The organism is Bartonella sp. AP40SXNS (genome assembly GCF_042195825.1).
Taxonomy (GTDB): Bacteria; Pseudomonadota; Alphaproteobacteria; order Rhizobiales; family Rhizobiaceae; genus Bartonella.
Window position 1 is genome coordinate 266263 of sequence record NZ_JBHIPB010000001.1, and the last position, 16861, is coordinate 283123.

At 39.0% G+C, this 16861-nt stretch carries 13 protein-coding genes and 2 pseudogenes; 10 read left to right on the forward strand and 5 right to left on the reverse strand.

Translation table 11 applies throughout. From position 1 onward, the window contains the following. Positions 1 to 543: 543 nt before the first annotated feature. The 5 genes and pseudogenes from ACFILZ_RS01020 to ccmA all read right to left on the reverse strand — a co-directional run bounded on the left by ACFILZ_RS01020 (position 544) and on the right by ccmA (position 3474). On the reverse strand, positions 544 to 1137 hold the full coding sequence (locus ACFILZ_RS01020) for a DsbE family thiol:disulfide interchange protein (RefSeq protein ID WP_375606183.1): 594 nt from the start codon (positions 1135 to 1137) through the stop codon (positions 544 to 546). Beyond that, positions 1112 to 1364: pseudogene (locus tag ACFILZ_RS01025) on the reverse strand (hypothetical protein). Before ACFILZ_RS01025 ends, ACFILZ_RS01020 begins: the two are co-directional and overlap by 26 nt. Beyond that, a pseudogene (locus ACFILZ_RS01030) lies at positions 1328 to 2130 on the reverse strand (heme ABC transporter permease). The pseudogenes ACFILZ_RS01025 and ACFILZ_RS01030 overlap by 37 nt, the downstream one beginning before the upstream one ends. Positions 2131 to 2176: 46 nt before the next feature. Then, positions 2177 to 2842, reverse strand: a complete 666-nt coding sequence (gene ccmB, locus ACFILZ_RS01035) for a heme exporter protein CcmB (RefSeq protein WP_375610030.1) — start codon at positions 2840 to 2842, stop codon at positions 2177 to 2179. A 20-nt stretch (positions 2843 to 2862) separates the two neighbouring features. Further along, complete coding sequence (gene ccmA, locus ACFILZ_RS01040) at positions 2863 to 3474, reverse strand: heme ABC exporter ATP-binding protein CcmA (protein ID WP_375610031.1); 612 nt, start codon at positions 3472 to 3474, stop codon at positions 2863 to 2865. A 297-nt stretch (positions 3475 to 3771) separates the two neighbouring features. On the opposite strand from ccmA, the gene acnA reads away from it, so the two are divergent. The 10 genes from acnA to cyoD all read left to right on the forward strand — a co-directional run. Further along, the gene (acnA, locus tag ACFILZ_RS01045; RefSeq protein WP_375610032.1) at positions 3772 to 6459 is read left to right on the forward strand and encodes an aconitate hydratase AcnA; all 2688 of its coding nucleotides are present in this window, start codon (positions 3772 to 3774) and stop codon (positions 6457 to 6459) included. 237 nt (positions 6460 to 6696) lie between these two features. Then, entirely contained in the window at positions 6697 to 6963 is a 267-nt protein-coding gene (gene rpsT, locus ACFILZ_RS01050) for a 30S ribosomal protein S20 (protein ID WP_273790272.1), read from the forward strand. Positions 6964 to 7664: 701 nt separating this feature from the next. Continuing rightward, positions 7665 to 9236 carry a chromosomal replication initiator protein DnaA gene (gene dnaA / locus ACFILZ_RS01055; RefSeq protein ID WP_375606187.1) on the forward strand — a complete coding sequence of 524 codons (1572 nt, stop codon included), beginning with the start codon at positions 7665 to 7667 and terminating at the stop codon, positions 9234 to 9236. Positions 9237 to 9424: 188 nt separating this feature from the next. Then, positions 9425 to 10546, forward strand: a complete 1122-nt coding sequence (gene dnaN / locus ACFILZ_RS01060; RefSeq protein ID WP_375610033.1) for a DNA polymerase III subunit beta — start codon at positions 9425 to 9427, stop codon at positions 10544 to 10546. Between the two features lie 20 nt (positions 10547 to 10566). Beyond that, on the forward strand, positions 10567 to 11700 hold the full coding sequence (gene recF / locus ACFILZ_RS01065; RefSeq protein ID WP_375610034.1) for a DNA replication/repair protein RecF: 1134 nt from the start codon (positions 10567 to 10569) through the stop codon (positions 11698 to 11700). 55 nt (positions 11701 to 11755) lie between these two features. Then, complete coding sequence (gene aroQ / locus ACFILZ_RS01070; RefSeq protein WP_375606189.1) at positions 11756 to 12208, forward strand: type II 3-dehydroquinate dehydratase; 453 nt, start codon at positions 11756 to 11758, stop codon at positions 12206 to 12208. A gap of 131 nt (positions 12209 to 12339) precedes the next feature. Next, positions 12340 to 13311 carry a ubiquinol oxidase subunit II gene (gene cyoA, locus ACFILZ_RS01075; protein WP_375606229.1) on the forward strand — a complete coding sequence of 324 codons (972 nt, stop codon included), beginning with the start codon at positions 12340 to 12342 and terminating at the stop codon, positions 13309 to 13311. A gap of 84 nt (positions 13312 to 13395) precedes the next feature. Beyond that, positions 13396 to 15414, forward strand: coding sequence for a cytochrome o ubiquinol oxidase subunit I (cyoB, locus tag ACFILZ_RS01080; RefSeq protein WP_375607850.1), 2019 nt, complete (start codon positions 13396 to 13398; stop codon positions 15412 to 15414). After that, positions 15411 to 16079: a cytochrome (ubi)quinol oxidase subunit III gene (locus ACFILZ_RS01085; protein ID WP_375610035.1), complete on the forward strand. Its 669-nt coding sequence runs from the start codon at positions 15411 to 15413 to the stop codon at positions 16077 to 16079. Before cyoB ends, ACFILZ_RS01085 begins: the two co-directional genes overlap by 4 nt. After that, a partial coding sequence (cyoD, locus tag ACFILZ_RS01090; RefSeq protein WP_375610036.1) for a cytochrome o ubiquinol oxidase subunit IV occupies positions 16079 to 16861 on the forward strand: 783 nt, incomplete at its 3' end. The genes ACFILZ_RS01085 and cyoD, both read left to right, overlap by 1 nt.

The following is a 16861-nucleotide window of genomic DNA, read 5'->3' on the forward strand; positions in this document are numbered from 1 at the left end:
TATTAAGACTCAATAAAGCTTATTAGTTATAATCATAAGGGAAATTATCGAGAGAATAAGAATGTATAGATTCAATATAGGCTTTATGGAGTCTATTACGAACAGATAAGTGTAATGGGAATAAATATAACAATGACGCTGCAAAAAAGCAGATTTATTATTTTATAAAGATGAGAATAGTGGTGAAGTCCCCTCATAACAATGTGTATTTCAGATAAAAAAGCGGAGAAAAAATACTATATGATTTTGAAAACAATAGTTTGTTTCTGTCACTAAGCTAACGATGGTTCTATAGCAATATTGTTTTGTCCAAATAATCAAAACTAAAGCTCCCAAACAGATATTTAATCGCTAAGGAAAAATGAAAACTACTTAAAATTTTTGTCATATTTTGGAGGTTTGTTCTACAGATATTTCTTTACATATGTTTTTGAATCAACAATGATAATACTCTTGTCAAATTTTTCTAAGAAGAATAAGTGGCCGTATAAATAAAATAGCAATACATAGCATGATAAAACGTTATGTTTTTACAAACCTGCATTATTTTTCTTCTGTCATAATCGCTTGTTCAATTTTTGGTAGAATTTTTTTTTGATAAATTTGCCATGTTAAGGGACCAACATGTTTGGCAATAATAATACTCTCTTTATTCAAGAGAAAGGTTTCTGGTGGTCCATACACCCCCCAGTCAATAGCTGTATATCCTGAATCATCAAAGCCAATAAATTTAAAAGGATTACCAAAACTGTTTAAAAAGCGCAGGGCATTTGCTTTGTTATCTTTATAATTAATGCCAATTAGATCAAAACGTTTATCTTGTGCAATTTTCATAAGAAGAGGATGCTCTTCGCGACAGGGTAAACACCAAGAACCCCAAAAATTGACCAATGTGACACGTCCTTTAAACTGTTTTGAATTGAGATAACTTTCTTTATCAAGAAGAGGAAGATAAATATTGGGAGCAGGTTTTTCAGCTAATGCGTTTGGGAGAAGAGAAGAATCTTGAAGGTGTTTTTTATCCATAAAGTTGAAAAAAAACATCATGAGAAGAAGAAAAAGCACAAATGGTCCGAAAAAAACAAGCAGAACAGGCAAAGATATATTTTTTTTAAGTTTTGGAGGGATGTTTTTCATTATACTTTATCTTTTTGTGACAGCTCTTTTTTGTTTAGCTGTTGGAGAATTTTTTTTTGGTAGAGGGCTTTGCAAAGAATATATCCAATAAGACATAAGAGGGATATTGCAGAAAGCACATAGCTTAAAACAACAATTTGCTCGTGTTTAAGGGTGCTCAGGAAAAAATCAATTTTCTGAGATAGATTTCCTAAAAGTCCGCCGTGGATGCCATTGAGGTCGAGCATAATGAAGCGCCTATTGTTGTGCACGACGGGATTTTTTTATCTGAAGTATTTGGATATAACGATGATTGATTTCATTTCGCATAGCCATCAAATAGAGCGTAATAAACATAAAGATGAAACAAAAGAGCATTGTTATAAGGGGCCATAACATAGCATTGTCGATTGTTGGTCCTCCAGCGCGTAACAATGATGCGGGTTGATGCAATGTATTCCACCAATTAACAGAAAATTTAATAATAGGGATATTAACAAATCCAACAAGTGTAAGAATTGCAGTAGCGCGCGCGGCTTTTATTGGGTTGTCGAAAGCTCGTCCAAGCAGGATAATAGCAAGATAGATAAAAAGCAGAATTAAAACTGATGTTAACCGAGCATCCCAGACCCACCATGTTCCCCATGTAGGTCGTCCCCAAAGTGCTCCTGTCATAAGAGCCAAGACGGTGAAAATTGCTCCAATGGGCGCCCCACATTTGAGTGCCACATCAGCAAGATGATATTTCCAAATCAAATTTCCTAATGCCGCGGTACTCATCGTTATATAACAGAATGTAGACAACCACGCAAAGGGTACATGAAGGTACATAATCTTAACAGTAATGCCTTGTTGATAGTCATCAGGGGAATGCATCACTAGAATAAGCCCTAAGATAAGGAAACACAATGTTATGCCGGCCAACCAAGGTAAGACGATACTGCTTATTTTCATGAAAAGGGTGAAACTTGCAGGGAGTGACCTGATTTTATATGTACGAGATAGTTTATTCATAAAATCCATAATAGGCAGAGTTTTGCTATGCGGCAATCATCTTTTATTATTCTGATAACAGCTTAAGTGTTATAGCGGCCACAAAAGAGCTAAAAAGACTCAAAAAAAGTGAAAAAGCGCCAAGAAGAGCTAGGGATGTAAGAAAAGAGGCATTTGGGTTTGTTGGAGCTGTAGCAGCGGAAACACCAAAAATCATAATTGGAATGATCCACGGCAAGATAATGATAAAAATAAGCAAAGTACTGTGCAACAATGAGGTTGCGAGTGCAGCGCCTATAGCACCAATAAAAATAATAGCTGGTGTTCCGCATAAAAGGGTAAGTATTGTTGTAAAAGTTATTACTACATCTAAATGAAGCATGAGGGCTAAAATAGGTGTAGCAAAAATAAGAGGAAGCATTGTTCCTACCCAATGGGCAAGACATTTGGTAAAGACAATTAGTGTAAAACTTTGTCTTTGTTCTGAAAGGATAAATTGGTCGAGATTACCATCATCGCGATCGATTTGGAAAAGTTTGTTCAGATTGAGGAGCCCTGCAAGAAGGGCTCCAAACCACAATATACCTGGTCCTATTTGTGCAAGAGTTTTGGGATCTGGTCCAATGGCAAAGGGGGTTATGACAACAACAGCGATGAAAAACAATAATCCTGTTAGTGAAGTAGCTTGTAGCGCTAATAATAGTTTAAGATCACGCCAGAACAGTGCTTTCATTTTATTCTCTTTATTCTCTCCTAGAGAGGTAAAAATTTTTCCAGAGCGATTTTATGGTTTTCTGGAATACCTAGGGAATTATGAGTCGCTGCAATAATCATACCACCTTGATTGAGATGACGTTGGAAAATACGGGCAAGGAGTTTTTGAGCATGATTATCGAGACCAGATATTGGTTCATCCAAAATCCAAATAGGACGATAGGAGAGTAAAAGACGGGCAATAGCGACACGTCTTTGTTGTCCAGTTGACAGAGTGTTAAAGGGTAAATGTTCAAGATCAGAAAGACCAATATCGGCAAGGGCTTCATGCACAAAGCGTAAATGTTGACCATAAAATTCTGCCCAAAATTGCAAATTATCAATGACAGATAAGAGAGGTTTCATAGCGTTTTGAGGACCAAGGTAATGACAGGCAGTTGCAACAGGGTATGTTTGATTATGGTCTTTAAGGATTATATGACCTTCAGCAGCTTCAAGAAGACCGACAATGATTCGGAGTAATGTAGACTTTCCGATACCATTAGGACCGGTGATTGTCATAAGTTGCTGTGAAAATAAACAAAAAGAAAGACCTTGAAACAGAATTTCCTCGTTTCTGTAAGCAGCTAGATCTTTGCCTGATAACACCATGTGATTACCTATTTTGTTTTTATTTTCATATTCTTTAGTGCATTATAGAATAAAAAACACATTTTTTATGCAATTGTACCTAGAATAGTTCTAGAAATAGTTCTATAAGGGGTACCTTACATCAATATCTGGTGTAAAATGGTTTCTGGCGCTGATTTCCGCATTTGCCTATGAGCGGGTGGAGGGGGAAATGGATAGCGGAGGTAATTGCGTCTGCGCTCAAGCTGCGACCTTGACTCGTAGTTTGTGTTGTTCATTCCTGGAAATTGGGTGGTTATAGTATGAGGGTGGACAGTCATGACTCAAATTGATAGCTTTAATTGTCGCAGAGTATTAAATGTTGGTGGCAAAGAATATACTTATTATAGCTTGATCGAAGCGGAGAAGAACGGACTTGAAGGTGTTTCTCGTTTACCGTTTTCGATGAAAGTTATTCTCGAAAATTTATTGCGATTTGAAGATGGTCGCACGGTTAAAAAAGAGGATATCCTCAATGTTGCTAAGTGGTTAAGTGACAAAGGAAGTGCCGGGGCAGAAATTGCCTACCGTCCTGCACGTGTTCTTATGCAGGATTTTACAGGTGTTCCAGCAGTTGTTGATCTTTCTGCAATGCGTGATGCTATGGTTAAACTTGGCGGTAACGCTGAAAAAATCAATCCTCTCATTCCCGTTGATCTCGTCATTGATCACTCAGTTATTGTTGATGCTTTTGGCAATTCCATGGCTTTTAAGGAAAACGTTGAGCATGAATATGATCGCAATGGTGAGCGCTATCGTTTCCTTAAATGGGGGCAGCAAGCTTTTCAAAATTTTCGTGTTGTTCCTCCAGGAACAGGGATTTGTCATCAGGTTAACCTAGAATATTTAGCACAATGCGTGTGGACGAAGAAGGAAGAGGGGTGTGAGACGGTTTATCCTGACACCTGTGTGGGAACTGATTCGCATACGACTATGGTAAATGGTTTAGGGGTCTTAGGTTGGGGGGTTGGTGGTATTGAAGCAGAAGCAGCAATGTTAGGCCAACCTGTTTCTATGTTGTTACCTGAAGTGATTGGTTTTCGTCTAACAGGGAAACTTAAAGAAGGTGTAACCGCCACCGATCTCGTGTTGACGGTGACCCAGGTGTTACGCCAAAAGGGTGTTGTTGGTAAATTTGTTGAGTTTTTTGGTCCTGGTTTGGAGCATATGACGCTTGCTGATCGGGCAACGATTGGGAATATGGCTCCTGAATATGGAGCAACGTGTGGTTTTTTTCCAATTGATAAGGAGACAGTGCGTTATCTCAATATGACAGGGCGTGATGAAGATCGGATTGCCTTAGTGGAGGCTTATACCAAAGCACAAGGGATGTGGCATGATGAAATGGTGGCTCATCCCATTTTTAGTGATACAATTGAATTAGATATGGGAACCGTTGTCCCTTCTATGGCTGGTCCTAAACGTCCTGAAGGACGTATTGCATTGGAAAATGTTGGGCAGGGTTTTGAGAAGGCATTGGTCGAAGACTATAAAAAAACTTCTGGACAAGGTGAGCGCTATCAGGTCGAAGGTGAAGAATATACGCTGAGTCACGGTGATGTGGTGATTGCTGCGATTACTTCTTGTACGAATACATCAAATCCAAGTGTTCTCATTGCAGCAGGTCTTTTGGCACGAAATGCTGTAGCAAAAGGTCTCAAAAGTAAACCATGGGTAAAAACTTCTCTTGCACCTGGTTCACAAGTCGTTGAAGCCTACCTTCAAAATTCAGGTCTGCAAAAAGATTTAGATGCGTTAGGATTTAACTTAGTAGGATTTGGGTGCACAACATGTATTGGAAATTCTGGCCCTTTGCATCCAGCTATTTCCAAAACGATTAATGACAATGGTATCATTGCAGCTGCGGTTCTTTCAGGAAATCGTAATTTTGAAGGGCGCGTTTCTCCTGATGTGCAAGCGAATTATTTAGCTTCACCACCGTTAGTTGTTGCACATGCGCTCATTGGGACGGTGTGTAAAGATTTAACCAAGGAGCCTCTTGGTGAAGATTCAGATGGTCAACCGATTTACTTGAGAGATATTTGGCCAACTTCTCAAGAAATACAGGAATTTATCGAAGAAAATGTGACGCGTAAGGTTTTTGCTGAAAAATATGCAGATGTCTTTAAGGGAGATGAAAATTGGCAAAAAGTTCAGATCCCTACGGGTTCTACCTATTCTTGGGATGAACAATCTACCTATGTACGCAATCCACCTTATTTCGATGCTATGCAGAAAACTCCTGATGTCTTACCAGATATTAAGGATGCACAGATTTTAGGTTTATTTGGTGATAAAATCACGACGGATCATATTTCTCCTGCTGGTTCTATTAAGGCAGCTTCTCCTGCTGGGAAATATTTAATGGATCATGGTGTTAAAGTGGCTGATTTTAATCAGTATGGAACGCGTCGTGGGAATCATGAAGTTATGGTGCGTGGGACTTTTGCCAATATTCGCATTCGTAATTTCATGTTAGGGGAAAATGGTCGAGAAGGAGGTTATACGGTTCATTATCCGTCAGCGGTAGAACAAACCATTTACGATGCAGCAATGGCGTATAAACAAGAAGGTGTTCCGCTCGTTGTTTTTGCAGGTATTGAATATGGCAATGGATCATCACGCGATTGGGCTGCCAAAGGGACCAATCTTCTTGGTGTCAAAGCAGTGATTGTGCAGTCTTTTGAAAGGATACATCGCTCTAATCTTGTTGGTATGGGCATTGTCCCTTTTGTCTTTGAGGAGGGGCTAAGTTGGAAATCTTTAGGCTTAAAGGGAGATGAAAAGGTGACAATTGAAGGGATTCATAACTTGAAACCTCGTCAAAAGACTGTAGCGAAAATTACTTTTTCTGATGGTACGGTAAAAACCGTTCCATTATTGTGCCGTGTTGATACTGAAGATGAGCTAGATTATTTGCATCATGGTGGAATTTTGCAATATGTCTTACGTAAGTTAGCCGTTTAAATTCTTTTGTTTGTTAAGAAATATCTATTATTAAGCTATAAAGTTGCGGATCAAAGAGTTTAGCTTCGTTTTTTTATGACTATCTTTGAAAATCTAATTGACGTTAGCTTTGGGATTGCGCTATAAGCCACACAGTTATAGGCAGCTTTATAGTTTTGCTTGGGTTGGATTTATTTATATTGGTAGAGTTGTTATTGGGACTCATTTTACCAAGGTGTTGAAAGAGAGATTATATTTATGGCGAATACACCTTCTGCTCGAAAAGCGGTGCGCAAGGTTGCGGCGCGCACACAGGTTAATAAGGCCCGCCGTTCACGCGTTCGTACTTTTATACGTAAGTTTGATGATGCTTTAGCGGGTGGCGATAAAGCATCTGCAGAGATTGCATTTAAAAATTTTGAGCCTGAAATTATGCGTGCAGTTTCTAAAGGGGTTTTTCATAAAAATGCTGCTGCGAGGAAAGTATCACGTTTAGCTAAACGTTTGAAGGCTCTCAGCGTTTAAGCTTTTTTTCCTTTAATTGAGAACAAAGCCAGTATCCATGAGGGTGCTGGCTTTTTGTTTATTATTTCAAAAAGTTTCTATTGAAAATAAGAATCGATAATGATTCTCCACTTGAAAAAGGAGAGAAAGTTTATAGGGGGAGGTATGGTTATCCACAAGCTTTGTGGATTTGTACAGAGTCTTTTTTGTCAAGCATTTTATTTTTTTTTTTAAATCTGAAGAGATTCTTTAATTATTGGTAAATTTAGAGAAAAAAAATGAATTGAATCAATATTTTTTTCAGTCCTCATTAATATAAGCATTTTTTTCGGGTTTTTTGATTTTATTTTGACCTCTTGCATTTTACCTCTGCTGTTTTGTATGGTTCTTATGAAGACTAAGAAGCATGAAGGGGTCACATCAGCGCATTATTCTGTATTTTGTTGAATACAAGATGTTTTGATTTAGGTTTTTCGAAACTTTTGTGTTGGAGAGGTTTCTGGCGGTTTTTTAGTTTTCTTAATGGATATGTTTACCATTTTAGAAGGGTGGGTCATATCATGAGTGCAAATAAATCTTATTGGTCATCTTTGTTAGTGGGGTTGTGATGAGGCTATCCTAGGGGAGGGTGAGTAATCTTATTTGGGGTAGGGCGTTTTGCCTTCGCTAGATTTATTTTAGTTGTTTGGCAGGACAAAATTTTATTTTTATCAGGATGGAAGATGGTGGATAAATTGAACTCTAAAGCTAGTTCCTTTAAAAGGGTTTCGGTAAATATCCTGTCGGCAGAGAACATAATAAAGAATAGGATGACGGAAAGTGATGAGAACGTTTGTAGAAATGCTTCTATAGGGCATTCTATTGTTTCAGAGGAGGAAAGTGCGGCGGCTTTTGTCCGTGTTATGGCGCAGTTAAAGGTGCAGGTTGGTGTTGAGGCTTATACCAGTTGGTTTGGACGTGTGAAGCTTGCTGAATATAGTCATACTCTTGTAAAGCTTTCTGTTCCTACTGCTTTTTTACGTTCATGGATTAATAATCACTATGGTTCTCTTTTGACTCATTTATGGAAACAAGAGAATTCAGCAATTATTCGTGTTGAAGTTATTGTTCGTGGTATGGAACGCGTTTCAAGAGATGTCGTTTGTAAAAGAAGTGTTCCTCCTGTTGTGCTAGAGGAGCAGGCGACTTCATCTTTTGTTGAAAGTTGCGCAGAGCATTCAGTTAAGAATTCTCAAACGGGAGTTTTTGGATCCCCACTTGATTCTCGCTATACTTTTGAAAGTTTTGTTGAGGGGGCTTCTAATCGTGTTGCTTTAGCAGCTGCACGTTCAATTGCGGAGGGGCATAAAAGCGCTTTGCGTTTTAATCCTCTTTTTATTCACGCATCTGTTGGTTTGGGAAAAACACATTTGCTTCAAGCGATTGCTGCTTCTGCATTGAAGCGTTTAACGTCTGCGCGCGTTATTTATTTAACTGCTGAATATTTTATGTGGCGTTTTGCAACAGCTATTCGTGATAATGATGCTCTTTCTTTTAAAGAACAGCTTCGCGATATCGACCTTTTGATTATTGATGATATGCAGTTTTTGCAGGGAAAGTCGATACAACATGAGTTTTGCCATTTGCTTAATATGTTGCTTGATAGTGCAAAACAAGTTGTTGTCGCTGCAGATCGTCCACCAGCAGAATTAGAATCGCTTGATCTTCGCGTTCGATCTCGTCTTCAAGGAGGGGTCGCACTTGAAATTGAAGCACCAGATTATGAAATGCGTTTACAAATGTTGCGCCAGCGGTTAAAGGTGGCACAACAAGATGATGGCATGATATCAATCTCTGATGATATCTTGGAATATATTGCCAAAACGGTTTTAGGGTCGGGACGTGATATTGAAGGAGCATTTAATCAGTTGTTATTTCGTCAATCTTTTGAGTCTAATTTATCTTTAGAACGGATTGATGAGTTATTAGGTCACTTGACACGTCCTGGAGAACCTAAGCGAATTCGGATTGAAGAAATTCAGCGTACGGTAGCGCGCCATTATAATGTTTCTAAACAGGACTTGTTGTCTAATCGCCGAACACGTACGGTTGTGAAGCCACGGCAAGTTGCGATGTATTTAGCAAAAGTATTAACTCCTCGCTCATTACCAGAAATTGGACGCCGTTTTGGTGGGCGTGATCATACAACAGTTTTACACGCTGTGCGTAAAATTGAAGATTTGGTTTGTGGTGATCAGACCTTAGCTAAGGAACTTGAATTGCTTAAGCGGTTGATTGGAGAACAGGCTGTATAATGTTTATCGTTTCTTTCTTTGGAGAAACTTTAAAGGATTTAATAAAAGGATTTGTTTTTTCTTATGCAGTAGTGGCTTGTCATTTTAAGAGAGGTTTAATAAACTCTATTAGGCGATTCTTTAAAGAGGATCTGTCGTTTTAATTCTAAAGAATTCTTATAGTTTTTGGTAAATCATACGAGGCTTTTATGCGCATTACAGTTGATCGCAGTCAATTTCTCAAGTCTCTAGGTCGTGTTCATCGTGTGGTAGAGCGCCGTAATACTGTTCCTATTTTATCGAATGTGCTGATTGATGCAGAAAATGGTCGTGTGCAGTTAAAGGCAACAGATATTGATTTAGAGGTTATGGAATCTTTTGCAGTTAATGTTAAACAAGCTGGAGCAACAACTGTTCCGGCACATTTGCTCTATGATATCATTCGAAAACTTCCTGATAGCAATGAAGTTGTATTATCCCTCGATGAGAATCAAGCAGGTACAATGTCCGTTGTTTCGGGTTGTGCACATTTTCAGCTTCAATGTCTTCCGAAGGCAGACTTTCCAGAGTCGCTTCCTGGGCAATTTGGTTATCGTTTTTCTCTATCGGCATCAGGCTTAAAACATTTACTTGATTGTACACAATTTGCTATTTCTACTGAAGAAACCCGTTATTATCTTAATGGTATTTATTTCCATATTATTAATGATAGTGTTTTGAAATTGCGTTTGGTTGCAACTGATGGTCATCGTTTGGCACAAGTTGAGATGGAAGCTCCTTCGGGAGTTGAGGGAATGCCTGGAGTTATTGTTCCCCGTAAAGCTGTAGGAGAATTGCAAAAACTTCTTTCAGAAGAAAATGATAGCGATGTATGTATAGAGCTTTCGGAGACAAAAATTCGTTTTTCTATAGGCTCTGTGATTTTTACATCAAAATTAATTGATGGAACATTTCCAGATTATCAACGTGTTATCCCTCTTGGAAATGATAAAGAATTAATTGTTAATAGGCAGGACTTTTCTTCTGCAGTTGATCGTGTTTCAACGATTTCAAGTGATCGGGGGCGTGCAGTTAAATTAACGATTGAGCATGGACAGTTAAGGCTTGTTGTTAATAGCCCAGATTCGGGCAGTGCAGAAGATCAGTTATCAGTAACTTATGCATCTGAACCGCTTGAGATAGGATTTAATTCACGTTATCTTTTGGATATTGCTGGGCAGCTTTCAAGTGATGAGATGGTTTTTATGTTGGCTGAGGCTGGAGCACCAGCTCTGATTCGTGATAATGATGATGCGGATGTGCTTTATGTACTGATGCCTATTCGCGTTTAGGGGCAATTGTTTTGCAATGCATGGCGAGTCGTGTGCACAAAGTGGCAGTGAGGCAGCTGAAGCTTTTACGTTATCGCAATTATTCTTTTTTTAATATTCATTTTTCGGGTCAGCATGTGGTTTTTACTGGCCATAACGGTGCTGGTAAGACGAATCTTTTAGAGGCGTTATCTTTTCTTTCTCCTGGTCGTGGTTTGCGACGTGCTGCTTATTCTGATGTTAGCTTTGTAGAGGGCGGAGGTGAAGGATTCGTTGTATTTGCACGTCTTGAATGTGCTCTTTATGGTGAAGTAAAGATTGGTACAGCTTTGGAGGTTAGCGATAACAGTCGAAAGGTCCATATTAATGGTGTGAGTGAACCAGGTGATTGCTTAACAGATTATTGTCATATTAGTGTCCTAACACCGTCTATGGATGGTCTTTTTACAGGTCCTTCACTTGAGCGCCGTAATTTTTTGGACCGTATGGTTTTGGCGATTGATCCGTTGCATAGGCGCCGCATAGCCGATTATGATAGAGCTATGCGCGCACGAAATCGTTTGTTTTTAGATGGAAATGAAGATTGTGTTTGGTTTGATGCTTTAGAAAAGCAAATGGCAGAATTGGCGACAGCTATTTCTGCGGCGCGTGTTGATGTTATTCGGCTTTTAAATGACATGTTTACACAAATGCCGTCTTATATACCTTTTCCACGAGCTTTTTTGCAAATTGATGGTTTTTTAGAAACAGCTCTTAATGAAATATCAGCAACTGAAGTTGAAGAACAATTTTGTGATCGATTACGGCATAATCGCGCAATGGATCGTGCTGCTGGTCGGACGTTAGAAGGACCACATCGTGCAGATTTGCAGGTTTTTTATTCTGATAAAAATAGAACAGCAACATCGTGTTCAACAGGTGAACAAAAAGCGCTGCTAACAGGTTTAGTTTTGTGTCATGCACGTCTAACAGGTATGATGTCGGAAAGATCTCCCATTCTTCTTCTTGATGAAATGGCTGCTCATCTTGATTCGCATCGACGTGCTGCTCTATTTGATATTCTTGATGATTTAGCTGTACAAACATTTATGACAGGAACAGATCGTGTTTTATTTGATGACTTAAAAGGACGCGCAGAATTTTTTGAGATTAAGAATGGAGCTTTATTGCTGTAAAAAACATGCTAAATATTTTTCTAATAAGTGATGACTCTGAAAGAAAAGGCTTGCTATGTCAGAGATAATAACGATTTTAAATGGTCCTAATTTAAATTTTCTAGGTCAACGTGAGCCAGGAATTTATGGAACTGAAACTCTAGAAGGTATTGAAAAAAGATGCAGAGAATGGGCAAAAAAAAATGATATCATAATAAATTTTTATCAAAGTAACTGTGAAGGGCAATTAGTAGCATGGATACAAGAAGCAATAGAGGCAAGTTCTGGATTGATCATTAACCCAGCGGCTTACAGTCATACATCTGTTGCACTTCTCGATGCCCTAAAAATGTTTTCAGGGCCGAAAGTAGAAGTTCATTTATCTCATATTTATCAGCGTGAAGCTTTTCGTCACCATTCTTATACATCTGCAGGTGTAGACGCTATCATAACTGGGTGTGGAGGTGATGGATATCGGTTTGCACTTGAGTATATTGCAAAACAATTAAGCAAAATAATTAATTTGTGATAGGTAAAGAGCAAACGTTGGATAAGAGTAGTATTGGCATTGAATTCACTTGATAATTATTTTCAAATCTGTACAATATTAAGGTGTTATATTATGACAATTTTTAGTGCGTATGACGGGGGTAAATGAAGATGAAAAGCTTTGTTAGACAATTAGAGATGCTTGTGATTTTAGGGGGAGCACTGCTTTTGTCTGGTTGTAAAATTGATGTTATACAGCCATCAGGTTATGTTGCACGTCAACAGTTAATTTTGATTGTTGTTTGTGTGGCTGTTATGCTTTGCGTTGTCATTCCAGTAATGGTGAGTGTGGTATTTTTAGCTATAAAATATCGTGCATCGAATGTGAAAGCGGACTATTCTCCTGATTGGGCGCATTCAAATAAAATTGAAGCGTTGATGTGGAGTATTCCCATTGTAATCATAATGGTTTTAGGTTCATTAACAACTTATTATACCTATAAGCTTGAGCCTACAAATCCCCTTCCAGTAGAGGTGGTGGGTGAAGGAAAGCCATTGCAGATTGATGCTGTAGCTCTTGATTGGAAGTGGCTTTTTATTTATCCTGAATATGGTGTTGCATCGATTAATGAAATTTACGCGCCTGAAGGACGTCAAGTTTTATTGCAATTGACGTCAGAGAATTCTGTCAATGCCTTTTGGGTTCCCAAATTGGGTACGGTTCTTTACGCTATGCCGCAGATGAATGCTAAGTTGCATTTGGTCGCTGAAGAACAAGGGGTATTCAAAGGGACCTCAGCAAATTACAGTGGTGATGGTTTTTCGGGTATGCGGTTTAAGTGGCATTCTGTGTCTTCGCGGGATTTTGAGGATTGGATTGTAAAAGCTCGGGCTAATGGTCGAGTACTTGATCGTACATCTTATCGTCAACTTTCTATTGCGCCTCGTATGGGTGATATTGCTGCGAAGGAAAAAGATGCTGAAGTTCGTTATTTTGCACCTGTTGAGAAGCGGCTTTACTATCGTGTTGTTAATCGATGTGTCGATGAAAATACGGTGTGTAATGAAGATTTAATGAAACGTGCTGCTGCTCAGACGCTATGGGGTGCACTGTGTTCAGTATTTGATCCTGATGTTATTTAAAGGGTCAATAGAGAAAGAGCCCTTTTAATATTTTTAATATAAGGTTTCTTTTAAACTTAAATTTCATTTGAAATGGGTTGAGAAATGTTTGGAAGACTTACAGATCCTACGGCAGGTGCTTTTCATGCGCTTGCACATGAACCGATCGTTTTGTATACATGTATTGCGATTGTTTTGGTTGGTTTAATTGCTGTCGTTGCTCTGACAGCGCTTGGGTGGTGGGGAATTTTATGGCGAAATTGGATTACAACTGTTGACCATAAGCGCATAGGCATAATGTATATAGTTCTTGGAATTATTATGCTTGTTCGCGGTTTTGCGGATGCACTTATGATGCGAACGCATCAAGCTTTAGCTCTTGGGAGTGAAACAGCAGGTTATTTACCTCCTGAGCATTTTGATCAAATTTTTTCGGCGCATGGTACGATCATGATTTTTTTCATGGCTACGCCTATTTTATTTGGTCTTTTTAATTATCTTATACCGCTTCAAATTGGTGCGCGTGATGTTGCTTTTCCCTTTGCAAATAATCTGGGTTTTTGGATTACGGCAGCTGGGGCGATTTTGATTAATATATCCCTAGGTGTTGGTAATTTTGGTCGTGGTGGTTGGTTGATGTATCCACCTTTTACAGAATTACAAACGAGTCCAGATACAGGGGTAGATTATTATTTATGGTCTCTTCAGCTTTCTGGTATTGCAACAACAATGGGATCAGTGAATTTTATTGCAACTATGATTAAAATGCGTGCTCCTGGAATGACAATGATGAAAATGCCTATTTTTTGTTGGAGCGCTTTTGTCAGTAATGTTCTTATTGTAGTTATTTATCCTGTCTTAACTGTTGCTTTTGCGCTCTTGGCATGTGATCGTTATTTGAACATGAATTTCTTTACTAACGTTGGTGGTGGAAATCCAATGGTGTGGATTAATTATGTTTGGGTTTTTGGTCACCCTGAAGTGTATGTTTTGGTTGTTCCTGCTTTTGGCATTGTGTCTGAAGTTGTCTCAACTTTTTCTTCAAAACGCCTCTTTGGTTATACTTCCATGATATGGGCCATGGTGGTTATTTTGATTCTTTCGCTTCTTGTTTGGGGACATCATTTCTTTACAATGGGTGGTGGTGAAGCTGTAAATACCTTCTTTAGTATTGCTACGATGATCATCGCAGTTCCAACAGGTGTAAAAGTCTTTAATTGGCTGCTCACGATGTATAAAGGTCGGATTCGCTTTGAGCCTCCAATGCTTTGGTGCATGGGAATGATCTTTACGTTTGTTGGTGGTGGGTTAACTGGTGTTTTATTATCTATTGTTCCTGCAGATTGGCAGTTTCATAATTCGCTCTTTTTGATAGCGCATTTCCATCATACAATTATTGGAGGTGTGGTTTTCGCTTATTTAGCAGGGCTTGCTTTTTGGTTTCCAAAAGCTTTTGGTTATAAACCAAATCGCATACTAGGTATTGCATCTTTCTGGTGTTGGTTTATTGGTTTTTACCTTGCGTTTTTCCCTGTTTATGCGCTTGGTTTAATGGGTGCAACACGTCGTCTCCAGCATTACATGGAACCTAGTTGGCAGCCGATGTTTATTATTGCTGCTCTAGGTGCTTTTATTATCTTGCTTGGTATCCTTTGTTTTGTGTTACAGGTTGTTTTGGCGATTTGGTATGGTATTAAGCATAAAGGTCACCTACCGGTAACGTTGAATGATTCTTGGGGTGATGCACGTACACTTGAATGGTTTACCTCTTCACCGCCTCCTGCCTACAATTTTGCCCTCCTTCCAAAGATACAGTCTGATGATGCTTATTGGAATATGAAGAAAAGTGGTTATCAACGTCCGACAAGTGGATTCACAAAAATTCATATGCCGTCGAATACATCGGCTGGAATTATTGCGGGATTCTTCTTATTAGTTGTTGGTTTTGCACTTGTTTGGCATATTTGGTGGCTTGCTGCTGTTGGACTGATTGGTTTTATTGCAACGCTTGTGTGTCATTCATTAACAGGTGATCATCATGGTTACTATATTCCAGCTGAAGAAGTACAAAAAACTGAAGATGCCTTTACAGCTGTTCTTAAAGAACAAGGAGTGACAGTATGAGTGCTGTAACAATGAATAACGCGAGTACTATAGATGAACTTCACCACGATAGTAGCTCGGTAATGACGTTTGGTTTTTGGGTCTATATTCTTTCAGACTTAATCCTGTTTTCGACACTGTTTTCAAGTTTTGCTGTTTTTTCTGCTTCTTATGGTGGTGGTAAAGCGGGCAGTGAGTTTATAGATTTAAAATTTGTTTTGGTTGAGACGGCTTTTTTATTGTTTTCATCCGTTACTTATGGCTTTGCAATGGTACAAGCTCATAAAAATAACATCAGTGGTGTGCGTTTATGGATGGCTATTACCTTTGTATTGGGGTGTTGCTTTATTGGCATGGAACTTTATGAATTTCATGAACTTTTGAGTGAAGTATTTTATTATGATCCAAATGCTTATGCTGGTATTGATTCTGCAACAGGTTTACAGCTTTTTGGACGCGAGATACTTTCTGCTTATTGGTCAGCATTTTTTGCTTTGGTTGGCACCCATGGTCTTCACGTGAGTGTTGGTCTTCTTTGGATGGTCGTGATGTTTTGTCATCTTCGTCGTAATGGCTTGGATCAGGATAATAAAACACGTTTAGCGTGCCTTTCCATTTTTTGGCATTTACTTGATATTGTATGGGTTGGTGTTTTCACCATGGTTTATCTATTAGGAGCGTTGTGATGAGCATGCAAAATGAAACACATGGTCCCAGTACTGGTTCCTATTTGGTCGGTTTTATTCTGGCTGTATTTTTCACCTTGGGTTCTTTTATTCCTGTGATGTATGGAATGATGGAAAGTTGGGCAGTCAGTACAAAAGTTGCATATCTTATTGGGATGGCGATTATTCAGATTGTAGTACAAATTGTTTTCTTTTTACACTTGAGTTCTGGTCCAGATGCCAAGTGGAATTTAAATGCGTTATGGTTTGCTGCTATTTGTGTTTTTATTATTATTGGGGGTACATGGTGGGCTATTTCTCATTTGAATTATAATATGATGGGTGGCTCAGGACGTGTTATTGAACCGGAAATATCAAGTAGAGATGGTTCTTCAGTATCTGAGCCGTTATCAAACAAAGATATATCCGTAAGAAAACAGCCAGAAAAGATACAGGGCTCAGAGGTTTCGATGGAGCAAGGTGTAAGTACGCAAACTCCTGTAGATCAAGCACCTGGTTCAGAAATGCCCATGAGGCAGGGTCTAGGTACGCAAACTCCTGTAGATCAAGCACCTGGTTCAGAAATGCCCATGAGGCAGGGTCTAAGTACGCAAACTCCTGTAGATCAAGCACCTGGTTCAGAAATGCCCATGAGGCAGGGTCTAGGTACGCAAACTCCTGTAGATCAAGCACCTGGTTCAGAAATGCCCATGGGGCAGGGTCTAAGTACGCAAACTCCTGTAGATCAAGCACCTGGTTCAGAAATGCCCATGGGGCAGGGTCTAAGTACGCAAACTCCTGTA

Coding starts and splice junctions, on each gene's coding strand:
- rpsT (WP_273790272.1), top strand. CDS start 6,697: ATGGCGAATACACCTTCTGCTCGAAAAGCGGTGCGCAAGGTTGCGGCG.
- cyoA (WP_375606229.1), top strand. CDS start 12,340: ATGAAAAGCTTTGTTAGACAATTAGAGATGCTTGTGATTTTAGGGGGA.
- recF (WP_375610034.1), top strand. CDS start 10,567: ATGGCGAGTCGTGTGCACAAAGTGGCAGTGAGGCAGCTGAAGCTTTTA.
- acnA (WP_375610032.1), top strand. CDS start 3,772: ATGACTCAAATTGATAGCTTTAATTGTCGCAGAGTATTAAATGTTGGT.
- aroQ (WP_375606189.1), top strand. CDS start 11,756: ATGTCAGAGATAATAACGATTTTAAATGGTCCTAATTTAAATTTTCTA.
- ccmB (WP_375610030.1), bottom strand. CDS start 2,842: ATGAAAGCACTGTTCTGGCGTGATCTTAAACTATTATTAGCGCTACAA.
- cyoB (WP_375607850.1), top strand. CDS start 13,396: ATGTTTGGAAGACTTACAGATCCTACGGCAGGTGCTTTTCATGCGCTT.
- ccmA (WP_375610031.1), bottom strand. CDS start 3,474: ATGGTGTTATCAGGCAAAGATCTAGCTGCTTACAGAAACGAGGAAATT.
- dnaA (WP_375606187.1), top strand. CDS start 7,665: ATGGTGGATAAATTGAACTCTAAAGCTAGTTCCTTTAAAAGGGTTTCG.
- ACFILZ_RS01085 (WP_375610035.1), top strand. CDS start 15,411: ATGAGTGCTGTAACAATGAATAACGCGAGTACTATAGATGAACTTCAC.
- ACFILZ_RS01020 (WP_375606183.1), bottom strand. CDS start 1,137: ATGAAAAACATCCCTCCAAAACTTAAAAAAAATATATCTTTGCCTGTT.
- dnaN (WP_375610033.1), top strand. CDS start 9,425: ATGCGCATTACAGTTGATCGCAGTCAATTTCTCAAGTCTCTAGGTCGT.